The organism is Fictibacillus marinisediminis (genome assembly GCF_023149135.1).
GTDB classification, from domain to species: domain Bacteria; phylum Bacillota; class Bacilli; order Bacillales; family Fictibacillaceae; genus Fictibacillus_C; species Fictibacillus_C marinisediminis.
Genome location: NZ_JAIWJX010000002.1, coordinates 4,025,627 through 4,044,899, shown reverse-complemented (window position 1 = coordinate 4,044,899; position 19,273 = coordinate 4,025,627). Strand labels below are relative to the sequence as shown.

The following is a 19,273-nucleotide window of genomic DNA, read 5'->3' as shown; positions in this document are numbered from 1 at the left end:
GCATCATGAACAAAGTATCAAAGTGGACCTATGTTCCCCTGGCGGTTTTTGGGATTCTTTTTATCGCTCCTTTTCTCATTATGCTTTGCGGATCCTTCCTCCCGATGAAAGTCCCGAGCGGAAACCCTTTTTTATGGATTACCGAAGAGAAATTTTCTCTATCAAACTTTCTTTATATCGTGGTGAACGCCAAGTTTATGAAATGGATCATAAACTCTTTGATCATTACGATCATACCCGTATTCTCGCAAATGTTTTTCGCCGCTGTACTCGGGTATATCTTTGCCAAAAAAGAGTTTCCGTTTAAAGAGGTGATTTTTTGGATCATGATGGCCGTCATCATGCTGCCGAGCCAGCTTCTTATTATCCCAAGATATATCATGTTCAGCGATTTTGGCTGGATCAATACGTATATGCCGCTGATTGTACCGGAAATCTGGGGAATTCTCGGTGTGTTCTTTGTCAGGCAGTATATGCAGACGCTGCCTAAAGATTTGGAAGAGGCTGCCCACATGGATGGGGCAAATGATTTTACGGTCTTCTTTAAAATCATGCTTCCAATGTCCAAACCGGTCATTGCAACGGTGGGTACGTTTGCTTTTATCTCCAATTGGAACGATCTGTTGACACCGCTCATTTTTACAACGAGTGAAGATATGTTTCCTGTAACCGTAGGACTTGCTTCTCTTTTAACGAAGGAAGGAAACTTCGGGGTGGAAATGGCAGGCTCTGTCCTATCCTTTATTCCAACCTTTATCATATTTCTCTTCTTCCAGCGCTATTTTGTAAAAGGGATCGCGTTGTCCGGTCTAAAGTAAACTTTCAGAGGATGGTAGTGGCGTTATGAGTGAAAAAACGAGCCGAGAACAATTCAAATTGAAGTTTGATCAATTTATTGGATCGATAAAACAACAGATTACAGAGGGTTTGCTTCCAGTGGGAGAATTTTTGCCTTCTGAACTGACGCTCGCCGAACGGTATGATCTTAGCAAAAATTCGGTCAGAAGAGGACTTGAGCTGCTGGTGAAGGAAGGGCTGATTGTCAAAAAATCAAGGGTCGGCAATTTAGTGGCAGCCAGCAGACCGTTTGAACCGCTGACCCTTAAATTGGGATATTATCCTTCCATTAAAAACGAAGCTGTCCTGAATGAACTCATCAGGCGGTTTGAGGAACAGCATCCCATGATCAAGGTCCAGACGATCAACCTTCCTTACAACCATTACGGGCAGACCGTTTATGATTTCTTTCAGAACGATATGGTGGACGCCGTGACGATTAACTATAACGACTTTCAGGAACTTGGGCCTTATCATGAAGAGATGTTTGAACCACTGCCGGTTTCGGACGATATCTATCCCTTTTTAAATAAAGGATTTTCCACACAGGATCAGTATGTGAAGCCTTTTCTCTTCTCGCCGATTATCCTGTGCTACAACGTCACGCACTTTGAGGAGCATGGCATTGCCTTGCCGGACAGCGGATGGCAATGGGAAGATGCCCTGGCAGCTGCTGAGAAGCTGTCAGTACTGAATCCCGAAACAAAAAGGTGCGGCTTTTATTTTCACCCGCTGTCTCTTAACCGCTGGCCGATCTTTTTGCTGCAGAATCAGGTGAACTTTACATGGGACAAAAATGGCGAAGTTCAGTTTGATTCAGGCCGTTTTATCGAGAGCATCAAGCGGTTTAAGCATGTCGTTGAGCAGCAGAAGATGGCCGTGAATTATTTGTCGGACAGTGACCAGGATTCCGAAGCGCTCTTTAAAGCAGGAAAAGCTTCCATGATCATGTGCTCTTACTTCAGTTTAAACCAGATGAAAGATGCGGAAATTGCTTATGACATCGCACCGCTTCCTTATTCAGAGGACGCGAGGACGATGCTCCTTATGATCGGCCTTGCTGTGAACAAGAACTCTCAAAAGAAAGAGGCAGCGAAACTCCTGGTGGACTTTTTGGCTTCCGAGGAATGCCAGGAGAGAATCCGCCAGAAGACATTGAGTATACCGGCCGTAAAAAAAGTCGCTGAGCGGACGGGAGGCGAACAGGTCCACCTGCCTTCCCGTTTCAAGATGTTCCGGGAGATTGTTCCTACTTACAGGCTATACAGCAGCCTTGGGCTTTCGTTTAAAGAACTCAAGGAAATCCGTGATGAGCTTAGGCTCTACTTATCGGGGCTGTTGGATGAAGCATTTCTTTGTAAAAGAATCGAGGCAAAGCTGTCAAAGACAGTTCACTCCGTGATGGCGGGAGAAAGGGGGAACGAGCATTGAAAAGTGTAGCAGCCCAAGAGGGGAAAATTACGATGATTGAAAGTGATATCCCTAAGGTTCAGGACCATTATCTCTTGGTGAAAACAGCACATTCAGTCATTAGTACCGGAACCGAATTGTCGGTCATTCGGTCGAGCCGGAACCGCACGGCGTATCTGGGATACAGTGCCGCCGGAAGAGTTGTGGAATGTGGAAAACATACGGATCCTTTTTCTAAAGGGGATTTGGTTGCCTGTTATGGGGTTCCGTATGTCAGGCACTCACAATATCTCCTAGTTCCCAAAACGCTGTGCTGCTCTGTGCCTGATAATGTTCAGGCAAAGGAAGCTGCATTTGCTGGCGTAGGGGCCATCGCGATCCATGCGCTGCGAATGACGCAGCTGCAGTTTGGGGAGTCTGTTGTGATCGCAGGGCTTGGCGTGCTGGGGCAGATCATCGCACAGATTTCTCATGCGTGCGCCTATAATGTCCTTCCATATGAAGTAAATGCCAGCCGAGCGGAATTGTTTCAATCGGTTTCCAAGGTGGCTGTTTCGACAACACGGGAAACGCTGGAGGAACGAATTAAAGAAAAAACGAACGGATACGGGGCGGACGCTGTCCTTCTTTGTGCAGGAGGGGGACATTCTCCACTGACGAATGAAAGCCTGGAATGGATCAGGGACAAGGGGAAAATTGTGATCGTAGGAGATGTGGAACCCGACTTTAACAGGAGCCGGATGTTCGGAAAAGAAGCACAGATCCTTATTTCACGGGCAGGAGGACCCGGCCGGTACGATCCGGGTTATGAAAAGAACGCCCAGGATTATCCGTATGCTTTTGTCCGGTGGACGGAAGGACGCAACATGGAGGAATTCCTGAGGCTTTTGAGCGAACACAGGATACAGGTCAACGATTACCTCCAAGAGTCCATTCCTTTTGAAGATATCCACGAAGCCTATGAAGAACTGCAGCAAGGGAAAACAGGTGTACTGACGAAGGTCATCGATTATGAGTGAAGAAAATATATTTTTCATAGAGGTGATGGAACATGTCTGGCCAGATTGTGATTGGAATCGTTGCCCCTGCAGTCATTGCTCACCGCATTCAAAAGGTCATCAAGGCTTTTCCGACGTTCACTCCGGTCTTTCAGGTGTCCGAAGACCTTTCAGATGCGGTTTCGTTCACAAAAGAACTTGCGGAGAAAGTGGATGTGCTGCTTTTCTCAGGATACGAGGGATATAAACTTGTAAAGGATCATATGGAATTTCCGGTACCTGCCCACTACATTCCTTTAAAAGCTTCCGGCCTTTATGGGGCCCTTTTCAGACTGATGCGCCGTATGCCGGATGTTCAGGGGATTTCCGTCGATACGCTTTCTGAACAGGAAGTCAGCAAGGTGCTTGAAGAAGTAAACGAGAACCTGGATGTTTTACCCGTTGCGGAACATAGAGTTTTTCAGACAAGGAGTCAGATCATCAGTCTTCACGAAAGGCTCTTTAAAGAAGGCAAGACACAGGGAGCACTGACGGGAAGTAATGCGGTTTCGAATGAACTCCATACACTCGGGATCCCAAACGAATGGGTGGTTCCAACCGAAGAAGATATCACCATTTCACTGGAACGGGCTCTTCTTTCCTGTAAAAAGAGGCAGAACAAGGATTCCCAGGTCGTCATGGGGCTGATCCGGATGGTGCATCCGCCGATTGAAGAATTTGAACTGGCAGGGCATCGAATTCAAAAAAAGAAAGCCCGCATCCGGCAGATGATCCTGGAGTATGCAGAAGCCCTTGAGGGACACCTCACGGCCGTCGCGGAAGATGAATTTTTGTTTGTCACCACACGGGGCATTTTTGAACGCGTGTCGGAAGGATACAAAAGTATCCCGCTTTTGCAGACGTTAAAAGAGGATCATCAGCTGTCTCTATCCGTTGGGGTAGGGTTTGGGTTATCAGCAAAGGATGCCGGAAACCATGCTTGGGTGGCTTTGCGCCAGTCCATACAATTCGGCAGTAATCAATGCTATATTGTGCGTGAAGATAAAAGCGTGATCGGACCAGTGGAAATGTCCAATCCGCTCATTTACAGTCTATCGGTCACAGACCCAGCTCTTCTACACAAAGCGGAAAAGACAGGAATGACCGCTACCTATCTCACAAAAATGATGGCTCAGATCAAGCGGACAGAACGGATCACCTATACTGCTCAGGAAATAGCTTCCATACTTGGCGTAACGATCCGAAGCGCCCATCGCATCCTGCTTCAATGCTTGGACGCCGGCCTTATTCAAATCGTCGGTGAGGAGAAGCTATCTTCCAAAGGAAGGCCGCGTCAGATCTATGCTTTTCATTTTATCGACGATTACTTATCTGAAAAGGGATAACTCCGGATCATCTCTGGGGTTTTTTTGCTTGTTAGTTAAGGACAGGAGGAGAGGAAAGATGACCATTCACATTATGACTTATAATTTGAGAGTAGGAGGAAGTGCGGGAAGCGGGCCGCATACGTGGGAAAAGAGGCGGCCGCTGATGAAAAAACTGCTTCAAAATTATACCCCTGATGTATTGTGCACGCAGGAAGGAACCTATTGGCAGCTGACCGGCTTGGAGGAGGATCTGCTTCAATATGATTGGATCGGGTTAGGCCGCGAAGGAGGTTCAAAAGGCGAGTTTATGGCGGTCTTTTTCAGGAAAGATAAGTATCGGGCTGTTGATTTTGACCATTTCTGGCTCTCGGAAACACCGGCGGAAATCGGCTCCGTTTCGTGGGAAACGGCTTGTCCGCGTATGGCCACATGGGTTTTCCTGGAGGATAGGGGGACGAAGGAGACCTTCTATGTAATGAACACCCACCTGGACCATATTTCAGTGAGAGCGAGGGAAGAAGGAGCCGCATTGCTGGTTCAGGAACGGAAGGGTTTTCAGAGTGGTGTTCCGGTTATCCTGACCGGGGACTTCAACACTCATCCCGGCAGCCGTGTATACGAGATCTTAACCGGGAGCGGAGAACTGTTTGACAGTTGGCGGACTGCAGATGAAAGGAAGGGCAGCGGCCTGGGAACGTTTAATGATTTTACGGACGAAAACGGCGGCGGAGAAGAACAAAGGATTGACTGGGTTTTGGTGAGTGAATCATGGGAAGTAGAAGGAGCAGAAATCGTTGATGTAAAAGTCAACGATGAATTTCCAAGTGACCACTATCCCGTGTATGTGAAGATGGGGCTTAAGAGAAGCTGAAGCGGCTGACGCTGCTAGGGCTTTTTTTGTGGCTGTTTTTTCTTTGGTGCCAGGCACCGCTTTTTGACATATGTCAAAAGCCGGTGCCTGACACCAAAAACAGAAAAACAGACAAGTCGGCTCAATAGCTTTACGTAAACGTTTAAGATAAGATGAAGACAATAATAACTATAAAAGGGAATGAGGCTCAAAAAAGGAATGGAAACATCAAGTTATAAACAGTCTACCATCGTAGCGCTCCTGCTCGCAGGATCTTTTATCGCTATACTGAACCAAACGCTCATGATCACAGCGATACCGCCAGTTATGAAAGAGATGCACATTACAGCAAACAGTGCCCAGTGGCTGACAACCGTCTTCATGCTTGTGAACGGAATCATGATTCCTGTCAGTGCTTTTTTATTGGAGCGCTTTTCAACGAGGCAGCTTTTTATCACCGCCATGAGCGTATTTGCTTTTGGTACATTAGTGGCTGGATTTGCCCCTAATTTTGAGACACTGCTGCTTGGGAGGGTCATCCAGTCGAGCGGTGCAGGGGTCATGCTTCCGCTGATGCAAACTGTATTTTTAATGATTTTCCCTGTGCATAAGCGCGGCGCAGCCATGGGATTAATCGGTCTCGTCATATCCTTTGCACCAGCGATTGGTCCCGCTTTATCAGGCTGGGTAACCTCTCATTATTCATGGAGAGTTCTGTTTTTTATCATCTTACCGATCGCACTTATTGATATTTTGATCGCCTATTTTGCTTTGAAAAACGTGACAGAAGTGACGAAACCGAAAGTGGATGTTCTCTCCATCGTTTTGTCTTCGGTTGGTTTCGGAGGTCTGCTGTACGGGTTTACGTGCGCGGGCAATTACGGATGGACGGCGAAGAGTACGGTGATCTCCCTTTTGGTGGGTGCAGCAGCACTCGTGCTGTTTATTACAAGGCAGCTGCGCTTGAAACATCCGATGCTTGAGTTTCGTGTCTTCACGAAAGGAATTTTCCCGATCACTGTCTCCATTGGAATGATCACTTTTATGGGATTGATCGGAGCGGAAACGATCATTCCGCTGTTTATGCAGAACATGAGGAATTTCACAGCATTCGAAGCAGGTCTGGCCCTGCTGCCAGGTGCCTTGATCACCGGTCTGATGTCACCGATCACGGGCAGGATCTTTGATCGGATCGGAGCGAAATGGCTGGCGCTAACCGGCTTAACCATCATTACGGTGTCATCGTTCGCCTTTTCCTTTCTAGGGCCGGCGACATCGTTCACATATATCACCGTATTGTATGGAGTCCGAATGTTCGGCTTGTCCATGGTCATGATGCCAGCGGCCACCGCCGGGTTAAATCAGCTGCCAAAACGGCTCATTCCTCATGGAGCGGCCATGGATAATACGATGAGGATGATTGCTGCATCTGTTGGTACAGCGATTCTTGTTACGGTGATGACGACGACCGAAGAAACGGCCAAGCATCTCCCTGACATTGCTCATCCGGATATGTATGGCGCGAACATTGCCTTTATGGTCATTTCTGTTCTTTCTCTCATTGGAATTGTACTTACCTTTTTTATTAAAAAAGAAAAAGCCGTTGAGGGAGCAGGAGAATAGTTCGAAAGACAGCCGTGTTTACAGTTAAGCACGGCTGCTTTTCTTTGTTTGAAGAAGGAATGGAGTGAATCGATAATAAAAGCGCCGTTTTCGATAATAAATGGGTAGAAATCAATAATATATGGGCTCGGAACCCATTTCCGCTCTCAGCCGCGAATTTTATGATGAATTAGGATGTTTTTCCCCCTTTAGCAGCTTCATCCTGTCTGTAAAACAAGAAACAGCGAATTTTTCACCACGTTTTTCAAAAAACTCATTGTTGCCTGTCCTGAATTGTTTTTCATAGGGCAATTTAACTGCGAGGCCCTTTCATGCTATGATAATTCTTGGATAAAACAGAGCAGTCAGTCAGGAGGGTTACCCATTAGTCTATTAATCAACGAAAATCGAATGCACAGCAGCCAGTTAAACCGCGAGATTGACGTAAAGTGGCTGTTTTCTGATCAGCTTCAGGAAGGGGATGTGCAGGTTCTCTTCGTGCAGGACGGTTATTATTACATGAAACTCGGAGGACTCCAGGAAACGTTTGAAAAGCTGCTGGAGGAAAAGCCTGAACTCGCCAAGAACCTCGTCATGGTAACGGTAAGCCCGGGATCTCCATCACAGCGAAGAGAGGTGTATCATCCGGACGGCGAGCACTTTGAGGCATTTACCGACTTCTTTTATAACGAAGTGCTGCCGGACGTGCAGCAGAAGCTGAAGGCCATCAATATGAACGTGGTCAAAATGGGATCACTCGGTGATTCGCTTGCCGGAGTCATCTCACTTTACCTCGCCATGAAAAAGCCGGAGATATGGTCTCACCTCATGCTGCAGTCAGCCGCATTTGATGTCGAGATGGCGGAAGATGCACGGCGTCAGATCCAGCAGCCGAACTGGAAGATCTATCAGGTCGTCGGTGAGCGGGAGAATAACTTTAAGTCGCCGGTTACCGGGGAAATTGCCCATATTTATGACGGCAACAAAAGCATGATGAAGGTGTTTGGGGAGAAAGAGCTATCCCTTGATTATCATGTGGAAGACGAAGAACACCGCTGGATCTTCTGGAAGGACGATCTGCCAAGGGCGCTGTGCTTCTTCCTGAAAAACTAATAAGTTCTAAAATGGATCCCATTTCTCAAAGGGGTTCATTTTTTTAGTCGGCACCAAAAGAGATTTATAGACAGATTTACGTCGTTTTTTTGCAGTAGAAAGCGGTTTATCATTGAGGTGTAGAAGTGATGAACGAATAAAAAAACGAGGTGAAACGATGCAAACGTTACATGAACTTGAAGAAGTAATGACAAGGCCATCTGAACACTTGATCAGGGACTTAGGAAACTTGGATGGAGACATTATGATTCTTGGAGTAGGAGGGAAGATGGGCCCGACACTGGCAAAGCTCGCCAAACGTGCTCTCGGTCAAGGCAATATTTCAAAGCGGGTGATCGGTGTGTCCCGCTTTTCATCAGGAACCTTGCGGACAGAGTTGGAAGAGGCCGGTATAGAGACGATCAGTGCGGACCTGTTAAAGGAGGAAGACCTTCAGAGGCTGCCTGACGTGAGAAATATCATTTATATGGCGGGACATAAATTTGGCACGACAGGCAATGAATTTTACACATGGGCCATGAATACTTACCTTCCGGGCCGGGTAGCTGAGAAGTTTCCGAACTCCCGCCATGTCGTGTTCTCAACGGGAAATGTTTATCCTCTCGTGCCCCTGGCCCATGGAGGGTGTGACGAGCATCACCCGGTCAATCCCGTCGGCGAATACGCGCAATCGTGCCTTGGCAGAGAAAGAATATTCTCGTATTTTTCCCGGAAAAACGGTACACAGGTCACCCTTTTCAGACTGAATTATGCGATTGATATGAAATACGGTGTCCTTCTGGAAATTGCCAAGCAAGTCTATCAGGGAAATCCAGTCGATGTCACGATGGGCCATGTGAATGTGATCTGGCAGGGAGATGCAAACGAATATGCTCTCCGGTCGCTGCATGTTAGTGAAAGCCCACCGGCTATTTTAAACATTACTGGGCCTGAAACGGTTTCCATCCGGTGGCTGGCCCGGCAGTTTGGTGAGCGGTTCAATAAACAAGTTACTTTTTTCGGTGAGGAGCAGCCAACCGCATTGATTAATAATTCCTCTAAAGCCCATCAGGTATTTGGTTATCCAAAAACACCGCTGAATACGATGATTGAGTGGACAGCGGAATGGGTGGAAGCGGATGGACAAACGATAAATAAACCGACCCATTTTCAGGAAAGGCAAGGGGCTTTTTAAATGCTGAAGCCCGAGATCAAAGAGCTTTTATTGGATGGAACCGTAATTCCTGCACATCCCTTGGCACTTCATAAAAATAGAAAGCTGGATGAAAAGAGCCAAAGGAGACTGACAAACTATTATATGGATGCCGGGGCTGGCGGTATAGCTGTTGGTGTGCATACGACACAATTTGAAATAAGAGATCCCCGGTTTGATCTCTATGAAAAAGTACTGCGTATGGCCGCCGAGGAAGTGAAGCACCGAGAGCTGCAGAAGCCTTTTATAAAAATTGCAGGTATTTGCGGAGGGACTGAGCACGCAAAGGAAGAGGCGGTCGTGGCGAAAGAGCTAGGCTATGATTTGGGTCTTCTCAGTCCTGGCGGGCTTTCCCACTTAAGTGAGGATGAAATGCTGGAAAGGACAAAAAGAGTTTCAGAAATTATCCCGGTTTTCGGTTTTTACCTGCAGCCAACTGTTGGTGGACGTGTTTTTTCGTATGACTTCTGGTGCGAATTTGCGGATATTCCAAACGTATACGCGATCAAGATGGCCCCTTTCAACAGGTACCAAACATTGGATGTCATCAGGGCAGTCTGCCAGTCCAAGCGGAGGGATGAGATTGCTCTCTATACCGGAAATGATGATAATATTGTGCAAGATCTTTTGACTTCGTATGAAGTGATGGTGGACGGTGAAAGGGTAAGAAAATCAATTGCTGGCGGTTTGCTCGGGCATTGGGCAGTCTGGACGAAAAGGGCTGTAGAGCTGTTTGATGAGATCAAATCAGTCCGAAACAACGAAGTTATTCCAGCTTCCCTTCTCCGGAGAAGCCAGGAAATCACGGATGCCAATGCTGCATTCTTTGATGCTGCCAATGGTTTCAAAGGATGTATTGCCGGCATCAATGAAGTATTGGCACGCCAAGGGCTGCTGCAGGGAAACTGGTGTCTCCTTGAGCAAGAAAAACTCAGCCCCGGTCAGTCTGCAGAAATTGACAGGGTGTACAGAGACTATCCTCATCTAAATGATGATGCGTTCGTTAAGCAGCTGAATGTATCCAAATAGCTTGAAATGGTGCCAGGCACCGTCTTTTGACATATGTCAAAAAGCGGTGCCTGGCACCAAACATTTACCCCCTCGCAAGACTAATGATTCATTTTTTTCCAAATCGTACGTAATAAATTGACTGAATTTACAGACATCTACTAATATAGTCAAAAAGCGAGGGAGGTTTTAGGATTGGGAAAACGTAAAAATTCCGGCTCACTTAGGAAGAAGTACCTGGCAAGCAGTATGGCGCTTGCCCTTTTGGCATCCGCAGCTCTGCCTTTCACACATGCATCCGCACAGACGAAGGAGGAGGATCTGACAGGTTTTGCAAAGGACAAGTCCGAGTGGCAGACAGAGTTTGAAACGAAATTCCAGAACGGTGTAAAGGAAGACTCGATCAAAAAGTATGGCAGGGCGCTTAGCAAACGTCCGGCTTTGGTCGGCACGAAGGGCAATGATGCCGGCGTCCAATATGCGCTCGATGAACTGAAGAAAGCAGGCCTGAAGCCGAAGGTCCACACGTACGATGTCTACCTATCCCACCCCAACAGCATCTCCATCACCCAGACCGCACCGTTTCAGCGAGAACTCAAAGTCACCGAAGATTTAAAGAAAGGCACGCCTTTTAAAAACGAAGTCGTAGAAGGCTATAACGCCTATTCCCCTTCAGGAGATGTGGAAGGAGAGCTTGTGTATGCCAACTATGGAACCCCTGAAGACTTCAAAGAACTGGCCATGCAGGGCGTATCGGTCAAAGATAAGATCGTCATCGTCCGCTACGGCAAAAACTTCCGCGGCGTGAAGCCGGATCTTGCCTCCCAATACGGAGCGAAAGGCGTTTTAATCTATTCCGATCCGAAAGATGACGGCTATCTCAAAGGGCCGGTTTACCCTGATGGACCGTGGCGCCCGAAAGATGCCATCCAGCGCGGAAGTATCCTCTATATCTACCGCTATCCGGGCGATCCGCTGACTCCTGGGAAAGCATCGGTCGACGGTGTGAAACGAATCCAAGCCAATAAAGCCAATTCACTGCCAAGAATCCCGACAACGCCGATCTCCTACGGCGAGGCACAAGGACTGCTGCAGGCCATGGGCGGCAAAGAGGCGCCAAAAGCATGGCAGGGAGGCCTTCCTTTTAAATATCACCTCGGAAATGAAGCTTCCAAGGTTCGCCTTAACCTTGATATTGAGTATGAAACAAAACCGATTCATGATATTACGGTGACGTTTAAAGGAGCCAAGTATCCGAATGAAAAAATCATCATCGGCGGCCACAGAGACACGTGGACGTATGGTGCAAGTGATAACATTTCCAGCTGGTCCACGATCATGGAGATGGCCCGTTCCCTCGGCAAGCTGTATGAAAACGGCTGGCGCCCGGATCGTACGATTGTTCTTGCAGGCTGGGATGGGGAAGAATACGGTCTGCTCGGTTCCACTGAATACGCAGAACAGCACCAAAAGGAACTGACGAAGGATGCGGTCGCATACATTAACATGGACGGCATTGCCGGACAGTTTTTCGGTGCCGGTGCTGTGCCTTCTCTAAATCCTTTGATCTATGATGTGGCCAAAAAGGTCACAGAACCGCGATCAGGTCTGTCCGTTTATGATGACATGCTCGTCAGAAACGACGGCAAAGAACAAGAGATCGACTTGTTGGGCAGCGGCTCAGACTATACGGCCTTTCTTCAGCATCTCGGTGTGCCTTCTGCTGATGTCGGTTTTGGTGCAGCGGGTGGCCTTTATCACAGTGCCTACGATAACTCCGATTCTGTGGAACGGTTTTTTGACCCTGGCTACAAACATCAGGCTGCAGCGGGCCGTTTTACCGGTCTAATGGCCCTGAGGCTGGCCAACGCACAAGTTCTTCCGTTCCAATACTCCGAGTATGCAGAATCTGTGCAAAAACTGTTGGCTGACGTGGAGAAAGGCGGAACACTTGGTGTGGATATCAGCGGCTTAAAAGCAAAGGCGAAAGAGTGGGAAGAAGCCTCGAATCAACTGGAAACTTACAGCCAAGGCCTTCTGAACAGCGGAAAAGGGAAGCCGAAGCAATGGAAACAGCTGAACTCCGCATTGATCCAGCAGGAGCGTGACCTGATCAGCAAACAGGGACTCGCGAGCCGAAGCTGGTTCAAGCATCAGATTTTTGCACCGGGACTCACTACCGGTTACGCTGCTCAGCCATTGCCTGCATTAGTTGAAGCACAGCAGGCAAAGGACACTGAAGCTTTCAAAAAAGCGGTAAAACAACTGGAAAAATCGCTCACAAAAGCAGCCTGGACAGCAGAGGATGCGGTCGAATAAAACCTTCAAGCATGGTATTCGGAATGAATATCATGCTTTTTTTGCGCGAACAATAAGGGTTCGAACAGGTTTCTTTGTGACTGCTTGTGTTAAAATTTAAGAAATCAGAATTTTAGAGAGGAGATCATCACGATGACAAAGTACTCAGGCTATATCGGAACCTATACTAAAGGTGAAAGCAAAGGTATCTACTCTTTTACGCTCGATACAGAAGAAGGCAGAATTACAGATATTAAAGCTGCAGCTCAACTAGGGAATCCTACATACTTAACGATCAGTGAAGACAATCAATATCTTTATGCCGTAAAAAAGGACGGAGATATGGGAGGCGTTGCTGCTTACTCGATCACCAATGAATCAAGAGGGCTGACACTGCTGAACAGCCAGCTGACAGAGGGCGCTTCTCCTTGCCATGTCAGTGTGGATCGCGATAACCGCAACGTACTGACGGCCAACTATCACAGAGGAACGGTTGAGCGTTTGGCGGTCGAACAAGGAAAAGGCGTGCACCCTGCAACTTCCGTTATCCAGCATGAAGGTTCTGGCCCCGATGAAAGACAGGAAAAGCCGCATACTCACTATGCCGGTTTTACTCCGGATGAAAAATATGTAGCGGTCGTTGATCTTGGAATCGACAAGCTCATCACATATCAGCTCTATAACGGAGAGCTAAAAGAGGTGAGCAGCCTGTCTGTGAAGCCTGGGAGCGGTCCGAGGCATCTCGAGTTCCATCCGAACGGAAAAATCGCCTACCTCATGACCGAGTTCAGCTCGGAAGTCATCGTATTGGCATACAACGAAGAAAATGGAAGCTTTTCGATCCTTCAGTCCATCTCCACCATTCCTGAAGATTTTACGGAAAACAACCAAGGAAGTGCGATTCATGTTTCTTCCGACGGCCGTTTTGTGTATGCAGGTAACCGCGGACATAACAGCATTGCGATATTGAGCGTGAAGGATGAATCAGGCGAACTGACCTTTGTCGACCGCACGCCGACAGAAGGCAACTGGCCGCGTGATTTCATGCTCGATCCTTCCGGAAAATTCATCGTGGCTTCCAATCAGGAGTCCGGCAACCTCGTCCTGTTTTCAAGAGACGAAAATACAGGAAGACTGACGCTTTTACAATCGGATGCGTTCGTTCCTTATCCGGTTTGCGTGAAGTTTTTGCATGTGAAATAAAGTTAGGTGCCACAAAAGGTGTGTTCCTTCTGTGGTTTTATTTTGCTCTTCTCATTTGCGGCGTTTTTTTAGCTTTTGTTGAAAGATTTGAAGTGTTTTTGATGAATAAATAAGTAAATAGTTCTATATGGCGCTTAAAACCATGGCATTTCGGCTTTTGTGTGGTGTGGGAAGCCTTTTTACTGCATGTTTAGGAGGATTTTAAGCTTATTTATCTTGTCCATCCACTGTCCAAGGCTTTTATTATCGATTTTCTATTTTTATTATCGAAAACCCGGATTTATTATCGAAAAGGGCATTTTTATTATCGATTGGATTCCTTTCGACATGAGGGTTGACCGGTTTCGACGCAATCATTTTCATCTGGCTAAATACAAGCAACATAAAAAAGCGGCCCAGGCTACTCGTCCTGGACCGTTTTTCTTTATTATTCAGGCTTCTTTCTCGTCTGCAATGCAAGATAGAACAGCACCGCAAACAGCAGAGTGATTAACGCTGAATGGGACAGCGTCGCAAAAATGTTCAATCGGGTCAGAACGACGAGCACGCCGCTGACGCCCTGCAAAAGGGTTAAAATAAACGCGATCAATGAGGCGTAATAAAGGTCCGGACGGTTGCCGTGTAAATGCCTGAACGAGTAGATGAAAAGCCCCAGTACAAGACAGAAAAGGACGACCGCTGCCATACGGTGAAGATAATGAATGCCGGGCAGGCCGGACAGAGGCAAGAAATTGCCGGGATAGCAGCCAGGAAAATCAGTACACGCCAGACTTGCTTTTACGTGGCGTAAGTACGCACCGGAATAAATATCGAGATACGCATATGCGACAACAATCCATGAAAACCATTTGAACCGCTTGGACACAGCGCTTTTAACGAGTAAATGGGATTTGTCCTTTTGAACGACAAACACACTCAAGAGAACTACACCTGTAAAGGCTAACAGCGAAAATCCGAAATGCATCGCAAGAACCTCAGCCGATTGCGGCCAAAGAACAGCTGCTGCACCAATAATGGATTCTACGATAATAAAACTGATTCCGAGAATGGCAAGACCCTTCACTTCACGGATGCCGCGGTAACGGCGCCATGCCCAGATGGAGAAAATAATAACGACAATCCCTGCAAAACCTGTAATCAGGCGATGGGTATATTCAATCATCGTTGCGACGGTATATTCGGGAATAAATTTACCATTACACAGCGGCCAGTCACTGCCGCATCCCATACCGGAGTCTGTGTCAGTCACAAGAGTTCCGGCGATCATTAATAAAAACATGATGACACTTGTAAAGACGGCCATTCCTTTAAAGGCTTTATCCATAGAAAAGCTCCTTTAGTAATATATACTCACACTTGACATCATGGGGTATACGGAGCCGGTAGTCAACTGAGTTGAAGCAAATGACAAACATTTGTCAAAATAAGGCGCAGATCCATCACACACCATGAAAAAGTAGGCGTCATTGCACCCATTTTACGGCAGTGATGGTCGTGCCAGCCCCGTCGTGTGAATCGATGATAAATTCATCCATCAGCCGTTTTACCCCGGGCAGCCCCATTCCTAGGCCCCCTGAGGTAGAGTAGCCGTCTTCCAGCACTCTTCGAACCTCTTTGATCCCAGGCCCTTGATCAGAAGCAATGATTTTAATGCCGGATTTCTGCTGTTTAAAAAGGGATTCAAACGTTATTTTGCCCTTTCCTGCATATAAATAAATATTTCTGGCAAGTTCTGAGACAGCCGTAGTAATCCGAATCTGGTTGATCGTTGAGAATTTCAGCTTTTTGGAGAGTCGTTTCCCATGCTGTCTTGCAGCCACGATATCCTGTTCAGAGTGAATATTGACAATGATGGCATTATCCAGCATAGCGCATTACCCTTTGTTTTCCTGTTAAATTTCCTATGTGGTGATCATGTAGCATGCGTACCATCCCCTTTGCTGCACATCATAAAAAAACGCCAAAAAGAGGGCTGTGACGCCCTTCCTTTTGGCTTACATCTAGTTCCATGCCTAGCTTGTTGCTGCCCTTATGAAATTGGATCTAAAATGAATATGGTAGCGCTACGGTCCAGTTCAAAATCCCAGTCAATAAAATAGTCAGCAATCGTGGTCCCAAGAAGCTTCTCCAGCTGTGGCGTATGTTCAGCCACCAGTCTTCTTTCCAGTCTCCGCTTAGCGATCCGTAGCGTTTCATCCTTCCCCAGTTCAATCAATTCTTTTTCAATACTAACCAAAATTTTGTCGCGGAAAATAATCAGCGTTCTGTCATTCAGCAGGAAGGACGTAACTTCATCGGGACTCTTTTCCGCCTTAAAGCTCACCCGGTCAATTTCCGTATGAACCTGCTCCTGGTTTTTATAAGCACCGGCTAATAGGTTGTCCGGTGAGTCCTTACTGACAGCCACAAAAATCCCTGTCTGAGTGTCCAGGTTCCAGTCGTAATAAAACTCCTGAATATCGATTCCGAGCTGCAGTTTAAGGTAATCCGTAATTTCACCAATGAGCTGCTCCATCAGCATATCCCGTATCTTTTGGACGAAAGCGGCTTGGTTCGTATTCAGCAGCGAGCGTTCGGTGGGTGAAAGAAATTTTGTAAAATACATGGCCACATAAGGTTCGCTCAATGTAACAAAAACAGATCCAGGTCCTCTTCCAAAATGATCTCTAAGAATTCTTCCAATATAACTGCTTAAATCCTTTTCTGCTTTCAATCTATCCATTGAATTCCACCTATATTAATAATTTTATGATGACATTTCTGAAAATTTTTATCAAACAATACGACTCTTCTATTCCTAATATAGTATTCGTGGTCTCCTCCCGATTTCCTGCCACTAACCATCCTTACGAGCGGCAAACCTGTTCTTCATAAATTATGGTGCTGAAAAACAGAAAGTCCTCACTGATTTTTTTCTGAAAAACTCATCTCCTGTAATTGCTGTAATCTTGAAGCAATCGACGGAGCTCTTTCATAAACAACAAAGTCTCGTGTTTGTCAGCCGTAGCGACAAAACCCCTTTTGTAATAACTTGCTTGGCCGTTCTGCTATTCTAAAATATAAATTCTGTCTCTTTCGAACGCAAAAAGAGCCAAAAATAAAAGGACTACCCCTCGCTCTTCGACTCATGTTTGCACTCATTGTCCAACTCATTACTGCCGCAAGTTATTTTGAAGGCTTTAATAAGATAAAACTCCTTTTTTTGTGGCAATTATCCACACTAAAAGATGGAAAAATAATAGAAATTTATGATTTAATACAGTAGAATAAAAATAAGTAGTACAATTAAATACTCCTATTTAGGAGTATTGTGAAATGCTATCTTGGTGCCTGGCACCATTAAATGGAGGGAAAATGATGATTGAGCGTTTAAAAAAACTGGGTATGACAGAATTGGAGGCAAAATGCTATATCACATTGCATGAAGAACCTGAACTGACAGGCTATGAAGTGGCCAAAAGGGTGGCAGTGTCCCGGGCTAATGTCTATTCCGCGCTAAGGTCTCTCGCAGAAAAAGGAGCCTGCCGAAGCCTGGAGGGTGATACGGTTCGTTATAATGCTGTACCAATCGAGGACTTGGTGCGTCTTATTCAATCCGAATTTGAGCAAACATCCAAAGTTCTCATTCGAGAACTGAAAATGCCTCCCCGTCCTGCACCCGCTTTTTATAATTGGCAAGGAAACAGGGGTCTTGATCTGGCTATTCGCCGAGTCATTGCTAATGCGGAGTTTTCAATTGTAGCTGAGATCTGGGCGGAGGACCTTTCGTGGATGGAGGATGCACTGCTTGAAGCGGAAAAAAGAGGAGTAACGGTCGTACTCATTTCAATTGGAGATACGAATCTATCACTCGAAAACCTGATTGTCCGCCAAAGGGAAGATCAGTGGCATACGGATGAACGCAAATTCTCCCTGTTATGTGATTCAAAAACGGCGTTCATTGGAAGCTTTGGCGGAACACTTAAGCCCTCTTCGGCAGAGACCGACCATCCAGCAGTCATTGAGATGCTGAAGAACGGTTTCTATCATGACTTGATCATGCAGCAGATCGAAAGGGACTTCAGTAAGGAGCTGGACGAGAAGTACGGTGAAAATTATAAAAAACTATTAAACTACTACATAAATGAACGAGGATGGAAGGTGTAATGCGTTAAGAGAATTTTCTCTGACTTAAATCCTTACCTTTTTCTTAGGTTCAAGAAGGTGGGCGAGGGCGACTTTCAGGCTTCCGAATATTAAGACGTTAGAGAAATTCAAGCCGAGTTGGATGCTCGTCTGTGCAATCTCCGGGCGAATCCCCGTTATAATGGCCGTGATTCCAAGTAAAGCAAGCTCCTTGATGACGGTAAACAGCTCATCAGCAACCATCGTGTCTAGAGAATACACGCCAGACAGATCGATAATCAAATACTGAAGCTTCAGTCCGCTGGCTTTACTTAACGCCTGCTCCTGTATAACAGTCGCGCGAAAGGTATCCACTTCACCGACCAATGGCAGGATTCCGATGTTTTCTGTAATGGGGATCACGGGCACGCCCATCTGTGAAATCCTGTTCTGATGATATTCTTTTGCGGAATCATCTGCCTTATGAAAGTGGTGGGTAAAAATTTCAATCACATGATCAAAAGCACGGTTATACTTCAAACTCCATAACCCGATGTGGGAAGTTTGGACGGTCTCAGGGTGGGCATCGGCAAACCGCTGGATATATCGCCAGGAAATCTCGCGGCAGCGGTTGAAATTTTGGAGGATTTTAATCAGGGGAACCCCTGCATTTTTTCGTTGGCTGGCGAGCTCTTTCACCCAGGGAGAGGTTTCATATTCATCAAACATACTATCTGCGATCATTGTGGTGAACTTAACGTGCTGCTTCCGAAGCGTACTTTCAACCTCTCCGGAAGCATCAATGGAATAGATGCTTCCTTCCTCATTATTTCGGCTCTGCAGCCATTCCTCCGCCATCTGCTGGGCATGGACAAGCATATATGTGTGCAGCTGTTTTTCTAACACCTTTTTTCTTCCTCCCCTCTTATTAAAACTCTACGTGCAGAATGCGTGTGTCCGAACATTATGAGCGAAAATGGCTGTGATGAAAACGGTTAAGCAGCTACTGCTCGATTAGTTGAAATCAGGGAAGTGGCGGTGTCAGTATCAATCCTTATCCTGAAATTTTTTTCGTACTTTAATAAATTCTTCCCATAAAGAACAAACTCCTCTTTCTACACCAAAATAAGGGGCTAAAAGTCTTTGTTTTTGGTGCCAGGCACCGCGTTTTGACATATGTCAAAAGCCGGTGCCTGGCACCAATTTTTTATTTCTTTTATATCGCTTTCCTAAATAGGGGAGTTGAGATGGAGCAATGGGGAGATTCCCCGATGGCTGGAAGGGCTGCTGC

At 46.4% G+C, this 19,273-nt stretch carries 16 protein-coding genes; 12 read left to right on the top strand and 4 right to left on the bottom strand.

Translation table 11 applies throughout. From position 1 onward, the window contains the following. Positions 1–5: 5 nt before the first annotated feature. The 11 genes from LCY76_RS21140 to LCY76_RS21090 all read left to right on the top strand — a co-directional run bounded on the left by LCY76_RS21140 (position 6) and on the right by LCY76_RS21090 (position 13,878). Positions 6–818 carry a carbohydrate ABC transporter permease gene (locus LCY76_RS21140; RefSeq protein ID WP_248254303.1) on the top strand — a complete coding sequence of 271 codons (813 nt, stop codon included), beginning with the start codon at positions 6–8 and terminating at the stop codon, positions 816–818. A gap of 25 nt (positions 819–843) precedes the next feature. After that, positions 844–2,268, top strand: coding sequence for an extracellular solute-binding protein (locus tag LCY76_RS21135; RefSeq protein ID WP_248254302.1), 1,425 nt, complete (start codon positions 844–846; stop codon positions 2,266–2,268). After that, positions 2,265–3,266 (top strand): zinc-dependent alcohol dehydrogenase, encoded by a 1,002-nt coding sequence (locus LCY76_RS21130; protein ID WP_248254301.1) that lies wholly within the window; start codon positions 2,265–2,267, stop codon positions 3,264–3,266. The genes LCY76_RS21135 and LCY76_RS21130 overlap by 4 nt, the downstream gene beginning before the upstream one ends. Positions 3,267–3,298: 32 nt before the next feature. Beyond that, positions 3,299–4,630: a hypothetical protein gene (locus LCY76_RS21125; protein WP_248254300.1), complete on the top strand. Its 1,332-nt coding sequence runs from the start codon at positions 3,299–3,301 to the stop codon at positions 4,628–4,630. A 58-nt stretch (positions 4,631–4,688) separates the two neighbouring features. Beyond that, positions 4,689–5,483, top strand: a complete 795-nt coding sequence (locus LCY76_RS21120) for an endonuclease/exonuclease/phosphatase family protein (protein ID WP_248254299.1) — start codon at positions 4,689–4,691, stop codon at positions 5,481–5,483. Positions 5,484–5,681: 198 nt separating this feature from the next. Then, the gene (locus LCY76_RS21115) at positions 5,682–7,085 is read left to right on the top strand and encodes a DHA2 family efflux MFS transporter permease subunit (protein ID WP_248254298.1); all 1,404 of its coding nucleotides are present in this window, start codon (positions 5,682–5,684) and stop codon (positions 7,083–7,085) included. Between the two features lie 390 nt (positions 7,086–7,475). Next, positions 7,476–8,177 carry an alpha/beta hydrolase gene (locus LCY76_RS21110; RefSeq protein WP_248254297.1) on the top strand — a complete coding sequence of 234 codons (702 nt, stop codon included), beginning with the start codon at positions 7,476–7,478 and terminating at the stop codon, positions 8,175–8,177. Positions 8,178–8,334: 157 nt separating this feature from the next. Further along, entirely contained in the window at positions 8,335–9,351 is a 1,017-nt protein-coding gene (locus tag LCY76_RS21105) for an NAD-dependent epimerase/dehydratase family protein (protein ID WP_248254296.1), read from the top strand. After that, on the top strand, positions 9,352–10,398 hold the full coding sequence (locus LCY76_RS21100) for a dihydrodipicolinate synthase family protein (RefSeq protein WP_248254295.1): 1,047 nt from the start codon (positions 9,352–9,354) through the stop codon (positions 10,396–10,398). Between the two features lie 174 nt (positions 10,399–10,572). Continuing rightward, the gene (locus tag LCY76_RS21095) at positions 10,573–12,696 is read left to right on the top strand and encodes a M28 family metallopeptidase (protein ID WP_248254294.1); all 2,124 of its coding nucleotides are present in this window, start codon (positions 10,573–10,575) and stop codon (positions 12,694–12,696) included. Positions 12,697–12,828: 132 nt separating this feature from the next. Then, positions 12,829–13,878 carry a lactonase family protein gene (locus LCY76_RS21090; RefSeq protein WP_248254293.1) on the top strand — a complete coding sequence of 350 codons (1,050 nt, stop codon included), beginning with the start codon at positions 12,829–12,831 and terminating at the stop codon, positions 13,876–13,878. Positions 13,879–14,305: 427 nt separating this feature from the next. Here LCY76_RS21090 and LCY76_RS21085 read toward each other — a convergent pair whose 3' ends face one another. The 3 genes from LCY76_RS21085 to LCY76_RS21075 form a co-directional block, all read right to left on the bottom strand. After that, positions 14,306–15,202 carry a COX15/CtaA family protein gene (locus LCY76_RS21085; protein WP_248254292.1) on the bottom strand — a complete coding sequence of 299 codons (897 nt, stop codon included), beginning with the start codon at positions 15,200–15,202 and terminating at the stop codon, positions 14,306–14,308. A gap of 139 nt (positions 15,203–15,341) precedes the next feature. Beyond that, on the bottom strand, positions 15,342–15,746 hold the full coding sequence (locus LCY76_RS21080) for an anti-sigma regulatory factor (RefSeq protein WP_272885651.1): 405 nt from the start codon (positions 15,744–15,746) through the stop codon (positions 15,342–15,344). Between the two features lie 161 nt (positions 15,747–15,907). Next, positions 15,908–16,600: a Na-translocating system protein MpsC family protein gene (locus LCY76_RS21075; RefSeq protein ID WP_248254291.1), complete on the bottom strand. Its 693-nt coding sequence runs from the start codon at positions 16,598–16,600 to the stop codon at positions 15,908–15,910. A gap of 635 nt (positions 16,601–17,235) precedes the next feature. On the opposite strand from LCY76_RS21075, the gene LCY76_RS21070 reads away from it, so the two are divergent. Beyond that, positions 17,236–18,024: a TrmB family transcriptional regulator gene (locus LCY76_RS21070; RefSeq protein WP_248254743.1), complete on the top strand. Its 789-nt coding sequence runs from the start codon at positions 17,236–17,238 to the stop codon at positions 18,022–18,024. A gap of 24 nt (positions 18,025–18,048) precedes the next feature. Here the strand turns inward: LCY76_RS21070 and LCY76_RS24075 are convergent, their stop codons facing one another. Continuing rightward, positions 18,049–18,888 carry an STAS domain-containing protein gene (locus LCY76_RS24075; protein ID WP_248254290.1) on the bottom strand — a complete coding sequence of 280 codons (840 nt, stop codon included), beginning with the start codon at positions 18,886–18,888 and terminating at the stop codon, positions 18,049–18,051. Between the last annotated feature and the right edge of the window lie 385 nt (positions 18,889–19,273).